Below are 17370 nucleotides of genomic sequence, written 5' to 3'. Positions count from 1 at the left end.
GTTCGCAGGACGCTCTCTGTGGGAGCGAGCTTGCTCGCGAAGGCGTCCGCATGCACCCCACAAAATTCCAGCTCATTTATCAGCTAATTACCAAGCCTGCTAACTATTCCATTGACATTCGCTGCCTAGGCAGTAACATCTCGACACACATTCACTGCCTAGGCAGTTATTAGGTGAGCAAATGAAGCACTTCACCCCAGACGAATTCAAACACTGCCATCTCGGCCTGCTGCTGGGCCGTGCCGCTTTGCTCAAGGACCGGATCATCGACACCCACATGGAACCCCACGGCATCACCGCCGCGCAGTTCAAGGTGTTGATCATCATGGCCCAGTTCGGCGTCGATACGCCGGCCGAGCTGTGCCGGCATTTGTCGCTGGACAGCGGTTCGATGACACGCATGCTCGATCGTCTGGAACAGAAAGGTTTCCTTGCCCGCCACCGCAGCGAAGGCGATCGCCGTCAGGTGCAACTCAAACTGACCGAACAAGGCCAGCAACTGGCCGACCGCCTGCCGTACATCGGCGCCGACGCAATGAATGAACTGGCCGGCGCCATCTCCCGGGACGAGTTGAAGACTCTGGAATACCTCCTCAAGAAAATCCTGCTGGCAGCCGGTGACCCGATCACCCTCCAGCGGTTAGGTGAACACAATGAGCGGTAAAACCTTGCGCAGCAGCTTCACCCTGGTGCTGTCAGCGATGATCCTTGCCGGTTGCGCCAACTACAGCGGCCTCGACACTCAAGGCCAGGGCCTCAATGCGAAAAGCCTCAAAGTCGGTCAGTCGCTCAATGGCGTCACGCTGTCGCCAGCGGCATGGCCGAAAAGCGACTGGTGGACCAGCCTCGGCGATCCGCAACTCGACGGCTTGATCCGCGAAGCCCTGCACGACAGCCCCGACATGCAGATCGCCGAAGCCCGCGCCCATCAGGCCAGCGCTGCCGCGTATGCCGCCGATGCCGAACGTTATCCGACGCTGGACGCCAGCGCCGGCATCAGCCGTTCGCGGCTGGCCAAGGATCAGGACCCACGAGGGCAGGGTGATGCCTACGCCACCGTGCGTAACGTCAGCGCCGGCTTCAATTACAACTTCGATTTGTGGGGCGGCCAGCGTGACGCCTGGGAAGCCGCACTCGGTCAGGCCCGCGCCGCTGAAGTCGATCGTCAGGCCGCACAACTGACGCTCGCCGCCGACGTCGCACGCGCCTACAGCGATCTCGGTCAGGCGCACATCGTTTATGACCTGGCCAACGACGACCTCAAGCGCACCAAACAGATGCTTGAGCTGAGCCAGCGTCGCCTGAGTTCGGGGATCGACAGTCAGTATCAGTTCCAGCAAACGCAAAGCCTTGAAGCCAGCTCCGAAGCGAGCCTGATCGACGCGGAAAAACGCCTGAATAGCGCGAAAATCGCCTTGGCGGTGCTGCTCGGCAAAGGCCCGGATCGCGGCAATGAAATCGCCCGCCCGAAAATCCTGCAAGCCAGCGCCGTGGCCGTACCGTCGGTGTTGCCGGCGGAACTGCTCGGTCGTCGTCCGGATCTGGTCGCCGCCCGCTGGCGCGTGGAAGCCGCGAGTAAAGACATCGACTCGGCGAAAACCCGGTTCTATCCCAACCTGAACCTCACGGCCTCGGCCGGGGCGGAGTCGTTGTTGGGTGATGCGATGTTCGGTTCTGCCAGTCGCTTCTTCAACATAGCCCCGACCATTTCAGTGCCGATCTTCGACGGTGGACGCCTGCGCGCCAACCTCGATGCGCGAGACGCCGATTACGATCTGGCGGTGGCGCAGTACAACAAAAGTCTGGTGAAAGCACTCGGTGATGTCAGCGACACGATCAATCAGTTGCGTGACATCGGCCGGCAGATCGGTGCGCAGCAACACGCCACTGACATTGCGCAGGACTCTTACAACACCGTCGTCCAGCGTTACGGTTCCGGCATCGGCAACTACCTGGACGTGCTCAGCATCGAGCAGCAATTGCTCCAGGCCCAACGTCAGTTGGCCAACCTCAATGCCGAGCAGATCGACCTGTCGATTCAACTGATGCAAGTGCTGGGCGGCGGCTTCCAGGGGCAAACCCTGACCGCAGCCAACGCCCGCCCAGCCACGCCGCACAACTAATTCAAGGTATTTGTCATGGCCACTGCCGAAAACACTCAAGCTCAAGACAACACCCCGGACACCGGCAACCCGCGCAAACGCAAAGTGCTGCTGCTGACGCTGGCCGTCGTGGTGATCCTCTCTATCGCTGGCGTCTGGGCGTATCACGAATTCATCGGGCGCTGGAACGAAAGCACCGACGACGCCTACGTCAACGGCAACGTGGTTGAGATCACGCCGCTGGTGACCGGCACTGTGGTCAGCATTGGTGCTGACGATGGTGACTTGGTTCACGAGGGTCAGGTGCTGATCAACTTCGACCCCAACGACGCTGAAGTCGGCCTGCAAAGTGCTCAGGCCAAACTGGCGCGCACCGTCCGTCAGGTGCGCGGCTTGTACAGCAATGTCGATGGCATGAAAGCCCAGGTCAACGCCCAGCAAGCTGAAGTGCAGAAAGCCCAGGACAACTACAACCGCCGCAAGAGTCTTGCCTCAGGCGGGGCGATTTCCCAGGAAGAACTGTCCCACGCCCGCGATGACCTGACCTCGGCGCAAAACGCCTTGGCCAACGCCCGACAGCAACTGAAAACCACCAGCGCACTGGTCGACGACACCGTGGTTTCGTCGCACCCGGAGGTGATGTCTGCCGCTGCCGATCTGCGTCAGGCCTACCTGACCAACGCCCGCAGCACCTTGATTGCACCGGTCACCGGTTACGTCGCGAAACGCACCGTGCAGCTCGGCCAGCGTGTACAACCGGGCACCGCGCTGATGGCGGTGATCCCGCTGGATCAACTGTGGATCGACGCCAACTTCAAGGAAACTCAGTTGCGTGACATGCGCATCGGCCAACCGGTGGACATCGAAGCCGACATCTACGGCAGCGACGTGAAATACAGCGGCACCATCGACAGCCTCGGCGCCGGCACTGGCAGCGCGTTTGCCCTGCTGCCTGCGCAGAACGCCACCGGTAACTGGATCAAGATCGTCCAGCGTGTGCCGGTGCGGATTCACATCAACGCTGAAGAGCTGGTCAAGCACCCGCTGCGCGTTGGTCTGTCGACTAACGTCGAGGTCAATCTGCACGACCAGAGCGGCCCGGTGCTCGCCCAGCAACCACCGCAAAAAGCCTCGTTCAGCACCAACGTCTACGACCGTCAACTGGCCGAAGCCGACGCGATGATTGCGCGGCTGATCCACGACAACAGCGCCGCGGCCAGCAAAACCGCGCAACGCTGACATTCATCCTGTGGGAGAAATCTTTGTGGTGAGGGGATTTATCTGTTTAGAGGAAATTCATCTGTAGGTAAGGGGTTTATCTGTGATGAGGGAATTCATCTGTAGATAGGGGATTTATCTGTGATGAGGGAATTCATCTGTAGATAAGGGATTTATCTGTGATGAGGGAATTCATCTGTAGATAAGGGATTTATCTGTGATGAGGGAATTCATCTGTAGATAAGGGATTTATCTGTGGCGAGGGGATTTATCCCCGTTGGGTCGCGAAGCGGCCCCTCTTTTGATCTGGAAAGATGGGTCTGCTGCGCAGACCAACGGGGATAAATCCCCTCGCCACAGATAAATCCCGTCACCACAAATAGATCCTGCCACTACAAATAAATCCTGCCACCACAGATAGATCTCCTCATCACAAAAGCTCATTCCCACAAGCGCAGCTGCGTCTGTAACTGGCGCAGCGCCAATCAGGTTTCAAAGGATTCGCGATGAGCAATAACGCATCTTTCACGCCGCCCAGCCTGTTGCTCAGCACCATCGGCCTGTCGCTGGCGACCTTCATGCAAGTGCTCGACACCACCATCGCCAACGTGGCGCTGCCGACGATTTCCGGCAACCTCGGCGTGAGTTCGGAGCAGGGCACCTGGGTGATCACTTCGTTCGCCGTGAGCAACGCGATTGCGCTGCCGCTGACCGGTTGGCTCAGCCGCCGTTTCGGCGAGGTGAAGCTGTTTCTCTGGGCGACCATTCTGTTTGTACTGGCATCGTTCCTCTGCGGTATCTCGACGTCGATGCCAGAACTGATCGGCTTCCGTGTGTTGCAAGGCCTGGTCGCCGGGCCGCTGTACCCGATGACGCAAACGTTGTTGATCGCTGTTTATCCCCCCGCCAAACGGGGAATGGCCCTGGCGTTACTGGCGATGGTCACGGTGGTGGCGCCGATTGCCGGGCCGATTCTCGGTGGCTGGATCACCGACAGTTATAGCTGGCCGTGGATCTTCTTCATCAACGTGCCGATCGGCATCTTTGCGGTGATGGTGGTGCGTTCGCAACTGGCCAAGCGTCCGGTGGTGACCAGTCGTCAGCCGATGGATTACGTCGGGCTGATCTCGCTGATCATCGGCGTTGGCGCGTTGCAGGTAATCCTCGACAAGGGCAATGACCTGGACTGGTTCGAGTCGAACTTCATCATCATCGGCGCGGCGATTTCGGTGATTGCGCTAGCGGTGTTCGTGATCTGGGAAATGACTGACCAGCATCCGGTGGTCAATCTGCGCCTGTTCGCTCATCGCAACTTCCGCATCGGCACGATTGTGTTGGTGTTGGGCTACGCCGGGTTCTTCGGCATCAACCTGATCCTGCCGCAATGGCTGCAAACCCAGATGGGCTACACCGCGACTTGGGCTGGGTTGGCTGTGGCACCGATCGGCATTCTGCCGGTGCTGCTGTCGCCGTTTGTCGGCAAGTACGCGAACAAGTTCGACCTGCGCTTGCTGGCCGGGCTGGCGTTTCTGGCGATTGGCCTGAGCTGCTTCATGCGCGCCGGGTTCACCAATGAGGTGGACTTCCAGCACATTGCGCTGGTGCAACTGTTCATGGGCATTGGCGTGGCGCTGTTCTTCATGCCGACGTTGAGCATTCTGATGTCGGACTTGCCGCCAAGCCAGATCGCTGACGGCGCGGGCCTTGCGACCTTCCTGCGCACGTTGGGCGGCAGCTTCGCGGCATCGCTGACCACTTGGATCTGGATTCGCCGCGCGGATCAGCATCATGCCTATATGAGCGAAAGCATCAGCACCTATGAGCCGGCGACTCGCGAAACCTTGAATTCGTTGGGTGGAGCGAGTCAACCGGCCTACGCGCATATGGATCAGATCCTGACCAGTCAGGCGTACATGCTCTCCACCGTGGATTACTTCACGCTGTTGGGGTGGGGGTTCATGGGGTTGATATTGATTGTGTGGCTGGCGAAGCCGCCGTTTGCGGCGAAGGCGGGGCCGGCTGCCAGCGGTCACTAAGTAAAACGCGGTCAAAAATGTGGGAGCGAGCCTGCTCGCGAATGCAATGTGTCATTCAGCACTGAAGTGTCTGACGCACCGCTTTCGCGAGCAAGCTCGCTCCCACATTGGTTTTTGTGTTTCGTCAGTTAGCGGGTGCCGCTAGCTGTGGCGGCGGCGCAAAGTCGAACGGCGCCAACGCATACCCGTTCTCATCCACCTGCAACGCCCAACCCTGACGATCCCAATCGCCCAGCACAATCCGCTTCGCCGCCTGCTCACCGAGCTGCAGCTTGTGGATCGCCGGACGATGGGTGTGCCCGTGAATCAGGGTTTTCACGCTAAACGCCTGCATGATTCGCGGAATCTCTTCCGGCGTGACGTCGACAATGTCATTGGCCTTCATCCGCGTTTGCGCCCGGCTCTCGCTGCGCAGTTTGCGCGCCAGTTTATGGCGGGTGCGCAGCGGCAAATTGCGCAGGATAAACAGCGTGAGCGGGTTACGCAGATAGCGCCGCAGCTTCATATAGCCGACGTCGCGGGTGCAGAGGCTGTCGCCGTGCATCAACAGCACCGGCTCGCCGTAGAACTGCACGACACTCGGGTCCTTCAATAATGTGCAGCCGGCCTGTTTGCAAAAGGCCTTGCCGAGCATGAAGTCGCGATTGCCGTGCATCAGAAATATTGCCGTGCCGCTGTCGCTCAAATCGCGCAGGGCCTGGCAGATGGAACGCTGGAAAGGCGTCATGGCGTCGTCGCCAATCCACGCTTCGAAGAAGTCGCCCAGAATGTACAACGCACTCGCCGAGCGGGCGCGTGCGGCGAGCAAATCCAGAAACGCCCGGGTGATGTCCGGGCGCTCCTCTTCCAGATGCAAGTCTGAAATCAGCAATATCACGCTTCGATGATCTCGGCTTTCTCGATGATCACGTCGTCTGCTGGTACGTCTTGGTGGCCTGCCTTGGACGTGGTGGAAACGCCTTCGATCTTGTCGACAACGTCGAAGCCGGCAACCACTTTACCGAACACTGCGTAGCCCCAGCCCTGAGCGGTCTTGGCGCTGTGGTTGAGGAAGCCGTTATCGGTGGCGTTGATGAAGAACTGCGCCGATGCCGAATGCGGCTCCATGGTGCGAGCCATGGCCAGGGTGTACTTCTCGTTCTTCAGACCGTTGTCAGCTTCGTTCTGAATGCTTGGGCTCTTGTCTTTCTTTTCCTTCATGCCAGGCTCGAAACCGCCGCCCTGGATCATGAAACCCTTGATCACACGGTGGAACACGACGTTCTCGTAGTGACCTTTTTTAACGTATTCGATGAAGTTGGCCGCGGTGATCGGGGCTTTTTCGTCGTTCAGTTCGATGACGATGTCACCAAAGTTAGTGGTCAGTTTTACTTGAGTCATGATCAATGCTCTTTATAAGGAATTCGTGGGTATCGGGCCATTTTCACCCTGTACCGGTTCAGCCCGTGAAGGCCAAGGTGCGCAGTTTAGCGTGACAGGCGCGAATTTCGAGGCAGTTTTTCATTTCCGTGCGATTAAATGCACGCCTTTATAGGGCCTGCTCTGTCAGGCCCTTGACGGCATCGGCTATGATAGCGGCTTTGTTTTGTCAGGCCCCTCTTCTGCGGCCGCGCACATGTAAGTCAAGGATCCTATGAGCAAGCCCACTGTCGACCCTACCTCGAATGCCAAGTCCGGCCCTGCCGTGCCGGTCAATTTCCTGCGGCCGATCATCCAGGCAGACCTGGACTCGGGCAAGCACACCAAGATCATCACCCGTTTCCCGCCTGAGCCCAACGGCTACCTGCACATCGGCCACGCCAAGTCGATCTGCGTGAACTTCGGCCTGGCCCAGGAGTTCGGCGGCGTCACGCACCTGCGTTTCGACGACACCAACCCGGCCAAGGAAGATCAGGAATACATCGACGCGATCGAAAGCGACGTCAAATGGCTGGGCTTCGAATGGTCCGGTGAAGTGCGCTACGCCTCGCAGTCTTTCGACCAGTTGCACGACTGGGCCGTCGAGCTGATCAAGGCCGGCAAGGCCTACGTCGACGACCTGACGCCTGAGCAAGCCAAGGAATACCGTGGCAGCCTGACCGAGCCGGGCAAAAACAGCCCGTTCCGCGACCGTTCGGTTGAAGAGAACCTCGACTGGTTCGCCCGCATGAAGGCCGGTGAGTTCCAGGACGGCGCCCGTGTACTGCGCGCCAAGATCGACATGGCCTCGCCGAACATGAACCTGCGCGACCCGATCATGTACCGCATCCGCCACGCCCATCACCATCAGACCGGTGACAAGTGGTGCATCTACCCGAACTACGACGTCACCCACGGTCAGTCGGACGCCATCGAAGGCATCACCCACTCGATCTGCACCCTGGAATTCGAAAGCCATCGTCCGCTGTACGAGTGGTTCCTCGACGCATTGCCAGTGCCGGCGCAGCCGCGTCAGTACGAGTTCAGCCGCCTGAACCTCAACTACACCATCACCAGCAAGCGCAAGCTCAAGCAGCTGGTCGATGAAAAGCACGTCCATGGCTGGGACGATCCGCGCATGTCGACGCTGTCGGGCTTCCGTCGCCGTGGCTACACGCCGAAATCGATCCGCAACTTCTGCGAAATGATCGGCACCAACCGTTCCGACGGCGTGGTCGACTTCGGCATGCTCGAATTCAGCATCCGTGACGACCTCGACCACAGCGCCCCGCGTGCCATGTGCGTGCTGCGTCCGCTGAAAGTCGTGATCAGCAACTACCCTGAAGGCCAGGTCGAGAACCTCGAACTGCCGCGCCACCCGAAAGAAGACATGGGCGTGCGCGCTCTGCCGTTCGCCCGGGAAATCTACATCGACCGTGAAGACTTCATGGAAGAGCCGCCGAAGGGCTACAAACGTCTGGAAGCGGGCGGCGAAGTGCGTCTGCGTGGCAGCTACGTGATCCGCGCTGACGAAGCGATCAAGGACGCCGATGGCAACATCGTCGAACTGCGTTGCTCCTACGACCCGGAAACTCTGGGCAAGAACCCGGAAGGCCGCAAGGTCAAAGGCGTGATCCACTGGGTGCCGGCCGCTGCCAGCATCGAGTGTGAAGTGCGTCTGTACGATCGTCTGTTCCGTTCCGCCAACCCTGAGAAGGCCGAAGACAGCGCGAGTTTCCTCGACAACATCAACCCTGATTCACTGCAAGTGCTGACCGGTTGTCGTGCTGAGCCATCGCTTGGCAATGCACAGCCGGAAGACCGTTTCCAGTTCGAGCGCGAAGGCTACTTCGTTGCCGATATCAAGGACTCGAAACCAGGTCAGCCGGTATTCAACCGTACCGTGACCCTGCGTGATTCGTGGGGCCAGTGATTTAGCGTCAAGGAAACCAACGTGCTTACGATTTACAACACGCTCACCAAGAGCAAAGAAGTCTTCAAGCCGCTCGATGGCAACAAGGTGCGCATGTACGTCTGCGGGATGACCGTGTACGACTACTGCCACCTGGGCCACGGTCGCAGCATGGTCGCGTTCGACCTGGTGACCCGCTGGTTGCGGTTCAGCGGTTACGACCTGACTTACGTGCGCAACATCACCGACATCGACGACAAGATCATCAATCGCGCCAACGAGAACGGCGAGTCGTTCGAAGCGTTGACCGAGCGCATGATCGCCGCGATGCATGAAGACGAAGCGCGCCTGAACATCAAGAAGCCGGACATGGAACCGCGCGCCACGGATCACATTCCGGGCATGCACGCGATGATCCAGACCTTGATCGACAAGGGCTACGCCTACGCCCCGGGCAATGGCGACGTGTACTACCGCGTCGGCAAGTTCATGGGGTACGGCAAGCTGTCGCGCAAGAAGATCGAAGACCTGCGCATCGGTGCGCGGATCGAGGTCGACGAAGCCAAGCAAGACCCGTTGGACTTCGTCCTGTGGAAAGGCGTCAAACCGGGCGAGCCTAGCTGGGCATCGCCGTGGGGCGACGGGCGTCCGGGCTGGCACATCGAATGCTCGGTGATGTCGACCTGCTGCCTGGGTGAGACTTTCGATATTCATGGCGGCGGCAGCGACCTTGAGTTCCCGCACCACGAAAACGAAATCGCCCAGAGCGAAGCGGCCACCGGCAAGACCTACGCCAACGCGTGGATGCATTGCGGCATGATTCGCATCAATGGCGAGACGATGTCCAAGTCCTTGAACAACTTCTTCACCATTCGCGACGTGCTGGAAAAGTACCACCCGGAAGTCGTGCGTTACCTGCTGGTATCGAGCCACTACCGCAGCGCGATCAACTACTCGGAAGACAACCTCAAGGACGCCAAAAGCGCACTTGAGCGTTTCTACCACGCGTTGAAAGGTCTGCCGAACGTGGCTCCGGCTGGCGGCGAAGCGTTTGTCGAACGTTTCACCACGGTGATGAACGACGACTTCGGCACGCCGGAAGCCTGCGCGGTGCTGTTCGAGATGGTCCGTGAGATCAACCGTCTGCGCGAGAGCGATCTTGATGCAGCGGCAGGTCTGGCGGCACGTCTGAAAGAACTGGCCAGCGTGCTGGGTGTGTTGCAGCTCGAAGCCGATGACTTCCTGCAGGCCGGCGCCGAAGGGCGTGTTGATGCGGCTGAAGTCGATGCGCTGATTGCTGCGCGTCTGGCGGCTCGGGCCGGTAAAGACTGGGCCGAATCCGACCGCATCCGCGACCAGCTCACCGCCATGGGCGTGGTGCTGGAAGACGGCAAGGGTGGGACGACGTGGCGGTTGGCTGACTGATTGCTGTGTTTGCTGCAAAACAAAACCCGCCTTGTGCGGGTTTTTGTTTGGAGTCAAAAAAGCCCCTCACCCTAACCCTCCCGAAACGTCGGACCGCCCGTAGAGAGAGGGGACTGATTGGGGGATGCTTGAACGATACGCCGACCTGAACAATCTGCTCTGAATCCATATTCGACTGGTTTGTTCAGGTCGATGTATGCGGATCTGAACGGGCGGCTCTGAATCTATAATCGACGCGTTTTTTCAGGTCGATGGATGACCCGAGACTCCTCGGTCGGCCCCCTCTCCCTCCGGGAGAGGGCTGGGGTGAGGGGGTTGCTTTTGCTCTACGCGTAGGTCTTGATGTCTGACTCCGCCAACATGGGCGGCAGCGCTTGCAGCAGGATGCTGACCAGCGACGATCATGGAAGGGAGGAATCATGGCCAATCACTATCGCGACCTGTTAACGACCCCCGGCGCCACGGGGTTAGTGCTTGCGAGTTCTATTGCTCGATTGCCACAAGCAATGATCGGCATCGGCATCATCACCATGCTGGTCCAGCAAACCGGTGTCTACTGGTTGGCCGGCGCCGTCGCCGGTACGTTCACCTTGGCCAATGCGCTGCTCGGCCCGGCGATTTCGAGACTCGTTGATCAGCGTGGCCAGAGTCGAGTGCTGCCCATCGTCACGGCTTTCAGCGTGATCATGCTGCTGGCGCTGATCTTCGCCGTCTACATGAGGGCTCCTGCCGGATTGTTTTTTGTTCTGGCGGCACTGGCGGGGACGATGCCCAGCATGCCGTCCATGATCAGGGCACGCTGGACGCAGTTGTTCCGTGGCAAGCCGCAGCTGCACACGGCGTTCTCTCTGGATACGGTCCTGACCGAACTCGCGTACATCATCGGCCCGCCGCTGGCGATCGGTTTGAGCGTGAGCTTTTTCGCCGAAGCCGGGCCACTGGTGGCGGTCGGGCTGCTGGCCATCGGGGTGACGGCGTTTCTCATGCAGCGCCAGACCGAACCGAAAGTGGTCGTTGGCAACCGCAGCAACAGCGGTTCCACTTTGCTGATTCCTGGCGTTCGCACCATTGTCCTGGCGCTGTTGGCGATGGGTGCAATTGGCGGAGCAATCGATGTCGCCGTCGTGGCTTTCGCCAATGAACAAGACTGGCCCGCGTCTGCCACCTTCATCCTCGCCGCCTATGCGCTCGGCTCACTGGTGGCGGGCCTGACGTTCGGTGCATTGCGGATTTCGCTGCCGATAGAACAACAGTTCTTTATCGGGATATTGGTCACGGCGTTCACCGGCGTATTGCCTATTTTCTCCCCGGACGTTTATGTCCTGTCAGCGATGCTGTTTATCGCGGGCATATCGTTTGCGCCAACAATGGTTGTGGTGATGAAGCTGGGGACGATCATCATCCCGCCGTCGCGGATCACCGAAGGGCTGACGTGGATGACCACCGGCATCAGCATCGGCGTAGCGCTTGGGGGCATGGTTGCGGGGCTGGTCATCGATGCGTATGGCGCACGCGCAGGGTTCGGCGTCGCCATTGGCGCAGGTTTGATGATGGTGATTGTGCTGTTGGTGGGTGTGCGGACGCTGGGGGCTGCTGCCGCTGAGCATGTCGAACCGGCCTTTTCGCCCTCACCCTAACCCTCTCCCCCAGGAGAGGGGACTGATTGGGGGATGTTCAAAAAATCCGCCGACTTGAGCGATTTGCGCCGAATCCATAATCGACCAGAACTCGGGCCTTGAAGATCCCGGTCGAATCCATAATCGACCGGAACTCGGGCCTTGAAGATCCCGGTCGAATCCATAATCGACCAGAACTCGGGCCTTGAAGATCCCAGTCGAATCCATAATCGACCGGAACTCGGGCCTTGAAGATCCCAGTCGAATCCATAATCGACTCGGTATTTCAGGTCGACGTTTAGCGCCAGACACCTCGGTCGGCCCCCTCTACCTCCGGGAGAGGGCTGGGGTGAGGGGAAGGGGTGTTCACTCAGTCGCCAAGTTGGCGCAACCGCTTATAAAGGGTATTGCGACTAACCCCCAACCGCCGCGCCAAGTGCGAAATATTCCCCCCGGCCGCTTTCAACTCCCGGTTCAGCGCTTCCACATCATTAAGATCAACGCCCAACGGTTCAGCGCTCTCTACCGGCTCCATCTCCAGATCGACAAAAAAATCATCCGGCAGATGCTCCGGCCGCACCGGTTGCTCTTCAGCCATGGCCAGCGCCACCTGCATCACGCTGCTGACCTGGCGCAGATTCCCCGGCCACGGATGCTTATCGAACAACTCCAGCACCTCTCGGCTCAAACCCGCCCACTGCGTCGGTTCACGATGTTGTTCCCACAGCCGTTTAAACAACGCCTCCTTATCACTGCGCTCACGCAGCGGCGGCAGTTCCAGCGTCAGGCCACCAATGCGGTAATACAAATCCTCACGAAAGCGCCCCAACTGCACTTGTTCGCGCAACGAGCGGTTAGTCGCCGAGATAATCCGCAGATCCACCGGAAACAACTCGCTGCTGCCCACCGGTTGCACGCAACGTTCCTGCAACACGCGCAATAAGCGCGCCTGAGTCGGCAATGGCATGTCGCCGATTTCATCGAGGAACAGCGTGCCTTTGTCGGCTTTGCGGATCAGGCCGATGCTGCCTTTCTGGTTGGCACCGGTGAACGCGCCTTTCTCGTATCCGAACAGCTCGGATTCGACCAATTCGGCGGGGATGGCTGCGCAGTTGACGGCGATGAAGGCCTGTTTGCTGCGCGAGCTGGCTTGGTGCAGGGCTTTGACGAACACTTCCTTGCCGACACCGGTTTCGCCATGAATCAACAACGGAATGTCTTTTTCCAACAGCCGTTCGGCCTGACGCACGGCTTTTTCCACGCGGCTGTCGCCAAAGTGCAGGGTGTTTAGGCTGATTGCTGTTGAAAGCACTGGTTTAGCTTCAGCGGTAAACACTCGCGCCTGAATCGGCGCCTGTTTCGGCCGCTTCAACAAACACTGAAAACGGTTGCGCCCCGAGGTCTGCAACGCGAACGGCAGCCCGTCTGGCTGATTGATCAACTCCAGCAACGACACCTTGAACAGGCTCTCAACGCTCACCCGCGACAAACGAACGCCGAGCAGATTGTCCGCCCGGCGATTGGCCGACAGCACCTGACCGCTCTCATCAAAGATCAATAAACCGGCCCACTGACTGTCGAGGTTGTTCAACCCGGTGTTGAAGGTCAGTTGAAAATGCTGGCCGTGGAACAGGTTGAGGATCAGCCGGTTCTCAACGGTCTGGCTCATCATCTTGACCATGCCCAGCGTGTGCGACGGCGGCAGATAGCTGTCGCTAGAGACGTCGAGCACCGCGATCACCTTGCGCTCGGCGTCGAAAATCGGCGCGGCGGAACCGGTCATGAAGCGATTGGCTTTGAGAAAGTGTTCATCGTGTTCGATGTGCACGGCCTGCTCACACGCCAGCGCCGTGCCGATGGCATTGGTGCCGCTGCAGCGCTCCATCCAGCTTGCTCCGGCCTGAAAACCCCGGGCCAGATTCGGCTCGATAAAGCGTTGAGTGCCCCACGACGTCAGCACCTGGCCTTGATTGTCGGCGAGCATGATCAGGCAATTGGAATTGCTCAGGATGTTCTCGTAATAGGGCAGCACTTCCTGGTGGGTGGTCTGCACCAGTGAATGATGACTGTCGAGTAGCCGCGCAATGCTGGCGGCGGGCAGTTGATCGAAAGCCGGGGTGCTCTGGTGGTCAAGACCGAACGCGCGACAGCGTTGCCAGGAACTCTGGACGATCGCGTCGTGGGACAACGGCGGGGCAGGTGCGGCCATGGCGGGTCAGCCTCTGAAGCAGCGATTTTATTATTGTTATGGGCCCAAATCCTGAGAACTGCATGCATCCCCTGTGGGAGCGAGCCTGCTCGCGAAAGCGCCGGGTCAGTCAATAAATTCGTTGAATGACACATCGCTTTCGCGAGCAAGCTCGCTCCCACAGGGACCTATATCGTATTCAAGATCGGGCAAAAAGCGTTCATAGAGTGTTGTTCACTATTGTTCATTGTCAATCGTCCAACTGTTCAAATGTGTTCACCATTGAATGCCTCTTCTCGACGTTTTCAACGAATTTCACGACAAATCAACAGCTTGCCTTTTCTGGCACGAAAGTCGCTCTTGTGCACAGGTCGCTTGACTCCAAAAATAAAAAAGGCCGAGCCATGTCACTCACCCTGGAGCACGTCAGCCGCACCGTCGAGGGCCAGACCTGGATCGACGATGCCTGCCTGAAATTCGAACCCGGTTCGTTCAACGTTTTGCTCGGCCGCACGCTGTCCGGCAAAACCAGCCTGATGCGTCTGATGGCCGGCCTCGACAAGCCCGACAGCGGCCGCGTGCTGATGAACGGTGTCGACGTCACGCAACGGCCGGTGCGTTTGCGCAACGTGTCGATGGTCTATCAGCAGTTCATCAATTACCCGACGATGACCGTGTTCGAGAACATCGCCTCGCCACTGCGCCAGGCCGGTGTGTCGAAAGAGATCATCCACAGCCGGGTGCAGGAAACCGCGCGCATGCTGCGTATCGAGAAGTTCTTGCAGCGTTATCCGCTGGAGCTCTCTGGTGGCCAGCAACAACGCACTGCCATGGCCCGGGCGCTGGTCAAGGATGCCGAACTGATTCTGTTCGATGAGCCGTTGGTCAACCTCGACTACAAACTGCGCGAAGAACTGCGTCAGGAAATGCGCGAGCTGTTCAAGCAGCGCCACACCATCGCCATCTATGCCACCACCGAACCCAACGAAGCCCTGGCGCTGGGCGGCACCACGACCATTCTTCACGAGGGGCGGGTGATCCAGAGCGGCCCGTCGACCGAGGTTTATCACCAGCCGCAAACGGTGCTCGCTGCCGAATTGTTCTCCGAGCCACCGATCAACCTGATGCCCGGGCGGATTGCCGGCAACGAAGTCAGTTTTGCCAATTTCGTGCACTTTCCGTTGAACGTCGATTTGCGTCCGGTGGGCGAGGGCGAGTTCCGCTTTGGCGTGCGCCCCAGCCATATCTCGCTGGTGCCGAGTAACGATGACGACCTCGAATTGGCGGTCACCGTCGAAGTCGCCGAGATCAGCGGTTCGGAAACCTTCCTGCATGTGCGCAACGAGCATTTCCTGCTGGTGCTGCACCTGCCGGGTGTCCACGAATACGACGTCGATGCGCCGATCCGCATCTATATCCCGACCCATAAACTGTTTGTTTTCGATGCGCAGGGCCGTCTGGTGCAAGCACCAGGTCGGCGTGTCGCGAGGGTTGCCTGATGGCCGAAATCCGCTTGCAACACCTCGCCCACAGCTACAGCAAAACCCCGAGTGGCGCGGAGGATTATGCGATCCGCGAGATGGACCACGTCTGGGAGCAGGGCGGTGCCTACGCCTTGCTCGGACCATCGGGTTGCGGCAAATCGACCTTGCTCAACATCATTTCCGGCCTGCTCAGTCCCTCGCAAGGGCATGTGCTGTTCGATGGCAAAGCGGTCAACGACCTGACGCCGGAGAAGCGCAACATCGCGCAGGTTTTCCAGTTTCCGGTGGTCTACGACACCATGACCGTGTTCGATAACCTCGCCTTTCCCCTGCGCAATCAGGGCATGGCCGAGGCGAAAGTGCACAGCAAGGTGCAGGAAATTGCCGAAGTGCTCGACCTGCAAAACTTGCTGAGCAAGAAGGCGCGCAACCTCACCGCTGACGAAAAACAGAAAGTCTCGATGGGCCGTGGTCTGGTGCGCGATGACGTCTCGGCGATCCTCTTCGATGAGCCGCTGACGGTGATCGACCCGCACCTGAAGTGGAAACTGCGGCGCAAGCTCAAGCAGATCCACGAGCAGTTCAACATCACCATGGTCTACGTCACCCACGATCAGTTGGAGGCTTCGACCTTCGCCGACAAAATCGCGGTGATGTACGGCGGCCAGATCGTCCAGTTCGGCACGCCACGGGAATTGTTCGAGCGGCCGAGCCACACCTTCGTCGGCTATTTCATCGGCAGCCCGGGGATGAACCTGATCGAAGTGCAGCCGCAGCCCGGCGGCGTCGGTTTTGCCTCGACGCACCTGCCGTTGTCCGACGCCTTGCAGCGCCATATCGAACACGGCCAGTGGAAAAATCTGAAGGTTGGCATCCGTCCCGAGTTTATTCACGTGTGGGACGAGCCGTTTGATGACGCGATGCAGGCCAGGGTCGTACACGTCGAAGACCTTGGCACCTACAAGATCATGACCCTCGACCTCGACGGCGCGCCGTTGAAAGTTCGCCTGGCGGAAGACAAACCGGTGCCGCAGGGCACGGCGTACATCAGTTTTCCGGCGCAATGGCTGATGGTCTATGCCGACGAATTCCTCCTTGAAGCCACCGACAGTGAGGTGCAGCCATGAACAAGGTGCAGAACAACAAGGCCTGGTGGCTGGTGTTGCCGGTGTTCTTGCTGGTGGCGTTCAGTGCGGTGATCCCGATGATGACCGTGGTCAACTATTCGGTGCAGGACATCTTCGACCAGTCGAGCCGCTACTTTGTTGGCGCCGATTGGTACAAGCAGGTGCTGCTGGACCCGCGTCTACATGACTCGCTGCTGCGCCAGTTCATCTACTCCGCCTGCGTGCTGTTGATCGAAATTCCACTGGGCATCGCCGTCGCCCTGACCATGCCAACCAAGGGCCGTTGGTCGTCGGTGGTGCTGATCATTCTGGCGATTCCGCTGCTGATCCCGTGGAACGTGGTCGGCACCATTTGGCAGATTTTCGGCCGCGCCGACATCGGTTTGCTCGGTTCCAGCCTCAACGCCATGGGCATCAGCTACAACTACGCGGCCAACACCATGGACGCTTGGGTGACGGTGTTGGTGATGGACGTCTGGCACTGGACCTCATTGGTGGCGCTGCTGTGTTTCTCCGGATTACGGGCGATTCCTGACGTGTACTACCAGGCCGCGCGCATCGACCGCGCTTCGGGATGGGCGGTGTTCAGGCACATTCAGTTACCCAAGTTGAAAAGCGTGCTGCTGATCGCGGTGATGCTGCGCTTCATGGACAGCTTCATGATCTACACCGAGCCGTTCGTGCTCACCGGCGGCGGGCCGGGTAACGCTACGACCTTCTTGAGTCAGACGTTGACACAGATGGCTGTAGGCCAATTCGACCTCGGTCCGGCAGCGGCTTTCTCGCTGGTGTACTTCCTGATCATCCTGTTGGTGTCCTGGCTGTTCTACACCGCCATGACGCACTCCGACGCCAACCGCTGAG

General features: G+C 59.1%; 13 protein-coding genes. 10 read left to right on the top strand and 3 right to left on the bottom strand.

Annotation, left to right across the window (positions count from 1 at the left end; all coding sequences use genetic code 11):
• Window positions 1-181 precede the first annotated feature (181 nt).
• The 4 genes from ACIQVE_RS01280 to ACIQVE_RS01265 all read left to right on the top strand — a co-directional run bounded on the left by ACIQVE_RS01280 (window position 182) and on the right by ACIQVE_RS01265 (window position 5356).
• Window positions 182-664 (top strand): MarR family winged helix-turn-helix transcriptional regulator, encoded by a 483-nt coding sequence (locus tag ACIQVE_RS01280; protein ID WP_402803758.1) that lies wholly within the window; start codon window positions 182-184, stop codon window positions 662-664.
• Window positions 654-2123 carry an efflux transporter outer membrane subunit gene (locus ACIQVE_RS01275; protein ID WP_402803756.1) on the top strand — a complete coding sequence of 490 codons (1470 nt, stop codon included), beginning with the start codon at window positions 654-656 and terminating at the stop codon, window positions 2121-2123. The genes ACIQVE_RS01280 and ACIQVE_RS01275 overlap by 11 nt, the downstream gene beginning before the upstream one ends.
• A gap of 15 nt (window positions 2124-2138) precedes the next feature.
• On the top strand, window positions 2139-3341 hold the full coding sequence (locus ACIQVE_RS01270; protein ID WP_402803754.1) for an HlyD family efflux transporter periplasmic adaptor subunit: 1203 nt from the start codon (window positions 2139-2141) through the stop codon (window positions 3339-3341).
• 485 nt (window positions 3342-3826) lie between these two features.
• A complete protein-coding gene (locus tag ACIQVE_RS01265) occupies window positions 3827-5356 on the top strand; it encodes a DHA2 family efflux MFS transporter permease subunit (protein WP_402803752.1) in 1530 nt (509 codons plus the stop codon).
• 124 nt (window positions 5357-5480) lie between these two features.
• Here ACIQVE_RS01265 and lpxH read toward each other — a convergent pair whose 3' ends face one another.
• Window positions 5481-6233: a UDP-2,3-diacylglucosamine diphosphatase gene (gene lpxH / locus ACIQVE_RS01260; RefSeq protein WP_402803750.1), complete on the bottom strand. Its 753-nt coding sequence runs from the start codon at window positions 6231-6233 to the stop codon at window positions 5481-5483.
• The gene (locus ACIQVE_RS01255) at window positions 6230-6736 is read right to left on the bottom strand and encodes a peptidylprolyl isomerase (RefSeq protein WP_402803748.1); all 507 of its coding nucleotides are present in this window, start codon (window positions 6734-6736) and stop codon (window positions 6230-6232) included. The genes lpxH and ACIQVE_RS01255 overlap by 4 nt, the downstream gene beginning before the upstream one ends.
• Window positions 6737-6989: 253 nt before the next feature.
• On the opposite strand from ACIQVE_RS01255, the gene ACIQVE_RS01250 reads away from it, so the two are divergent.
• The 3 genes from ACIQVE_RS01250 (at window position 6990) to ACIQVE_RS01240 (ending at window position 11728) form a co-directional block, all read left to right on the top strand.
• The gene (locus ACIQVE_RS01250) at window positions 6990-8687 is read left to right on the top strand and encodes a glutamine--tRNA ligase/YqeY domain fusion protein (RefSeq protein WP_402803746.1); all 1698 of its coding nucleotides are present in this window, start codon (window positions 6990-6992) and stop codon (window positions 8685-8687) included.
• A 21-nt stretch (window positions 8688-8708) separates the two neighbouring features.
• Window positions 8709-10091: a cysteine--tRNA ligase gene (cysS, locus tag ACIQVE_RS01245; RefSeq protein WP_402803744.1), complete on the top strand. Its 1383-nt coding sequence runs from the start codon at window positions 8709-8711 to the stop codon at window positions 10089-10091.
• 419 nt (window positions 10092-10510) lie between these two features.
• Window positions 10511-11728, top strand: coding sequence for an MFS transporter (locus ACIQVE_RS01240; RefSeq protein ID WP_402803742.1), 1218 nt, complete (start codon window positions 10511-10513; stop codon window positions 11726-11728).
• Between the two features lie 349 nt (window positions 11729-12077).
• Here the strand turns inward: ACIQVE_RS01240 and ACIQVE_RS01235 are convergent, their stop codons facing one another.
• The gene (locus tag ACIQVE_RS01235; RefSeq protein ID WP_402803740.1) at window positions 12078-13916 is read right to left on the bottom strand and encodes a sigma-54-dependent Fis family transcriptional regulator; all 1839 of its coding nucleotides are present in this window, start codon (window positions 13914-13916) and stop codon (window positions 12078-12080) included.
• Window positions 13917-14299: 383 nt separating this feature from the next.
• Here ACIQVE_RS01235 and ACIQVE_RS01230 point away from each other — a divergent pair, with 383 nt between their 5' ends.
• Genes ACIQVE_RS01230 through ACIQVE_RS01220 form a run of 3 tightly spaced genes read left to right on the top strand, consistent with a single transcriptional unit; the run spans window position 14300 to window position 17369 of the window.
• Entirely contained in the window at window positions 14300-15394 is a 1095-nt protein-coding gene (locus ACIQVE_RS01230) for an ABC transporter ATP-binding protein (RefSeq protein ID WP_402803738.1), read from the top strand.
• Complete coding sequence (locus tag ACIQVE_RS01225; RefSeq protein ID WP_402803736.1) at window positions 15394-16506, top strand: ABC transporter ATP-binding protein; 1113 nt, start codon at window positions 15394-15396, stop codon at window positions 16504-16506. Before ACIQVE_RS01230 ends, ACIQVE_RS01225 begins: the two co-directional genes overlap by 1 nt.
• Window positions 16503-17369: a carbohydrate ABC transporter permease gene (locus ACIQVE_RS01220; protein ID WP_042559892.1), complete on the top strand. Its 867-nt coding sequence runs from the start codon at window positions 16503-16505 to the stop codon at window positions 17367-17369. Before ACIQVE_RS01225 ends, ACIQVE_RS01220 begins: the two co-directional genes overlap by 4 nt.
• Window position 17370 lies beyond the last annotated feature (1 nt).

The organism is Pseudomonas sp. NPDC098747, assembly GCF_044760045.1.
Lineage (GTDB): Bacteria > Pseudomonadota > Gammaproteobacteria > Pseudomonadales > Pseudomonadaceae > Aquipseudomonas.
The sequence above is the reverse complement of the archived record's forward strand: the minus strand, read 5'-3'. Positions and strand labels throughout refer to the sequence as shown.

Coding starts and splice junctions, on each gene's coding strand:
- ACIQVE_RS01280 (WP_402803758.1), top strand. CDS start 182: ATGAAGCACTTCACCCCAGACGAATTCAAACACTGCCATCTCGGCCTG.
- ACIQVE_RS01275 (WP_402803756.1), top strand. CDS start 654: ATGAGCGGTAAAACCTTGCGCAGCAGCTTCACCCTGGTGCTGTCAGCG.
- ACIQVE_RS01270 (WP_402803754.1), top strand. CDS start 2,139: ATGGCCACTGCCGAAAACACTCAAGCTCAAGACAACACCCCGGACACC.
- ACIQVE_RS01265 (WP_402803752.1), top strand. CDS start 3,827: ATGAGCAATAACGCATCTTTCACGCCGCCCAGCCTGTTGCTCAGCACC.
- ACIQVE_RS01255 (WP_402803748.1), bottom strand. CDS start 6,736: ATGACTCAAGTAAAACTGACCACTAACTTTGGTGACATCGTCATCGAA.
- ACIQVE_RS01250 (WP_402803746.1), top strand. CDS start 6,990: ATGAGCAAGCCCACTGTCGACCCTACCTCGAATGCCAAGTCCGGCCCT.
- ACIQVE_RS01240 (WP_402803742.1), top strand. CDS start 10,511: ATGGCCAATCACTATCGCGACCTGTTAACGACCCCCGGCGCCACGGGG.
- ACIQVE_RS01235 (WP_402803740.1), bottom strand. CDS start 13,916: ATGGCCGCACCTGCCCCGCCGTTGTCCCACGACGCGATCGTCCAGAGT.
- ACIQVE_RS01230 (WP_402803738.1), top strand. CDS start 14,300: ATGTCACTCACCCTGGAGCACGTCAGCCGCACCGTCGAGGGCCAGACC.
- ACIQVE_RS01225 (WP_402803736.1), top strand. CDS start 15,394: ATGGCCGAAATCCGCTTGCAACACCTCGCCCACAGCTACAGCAAAACC.
- ACIQVE_RS01220 (WP_042559892.1), top strand. CDS start 16,503: ATGAACAAGGTGCAGAACAACAAGGCCTGGTGGCTGGTGTTGCCGGTG.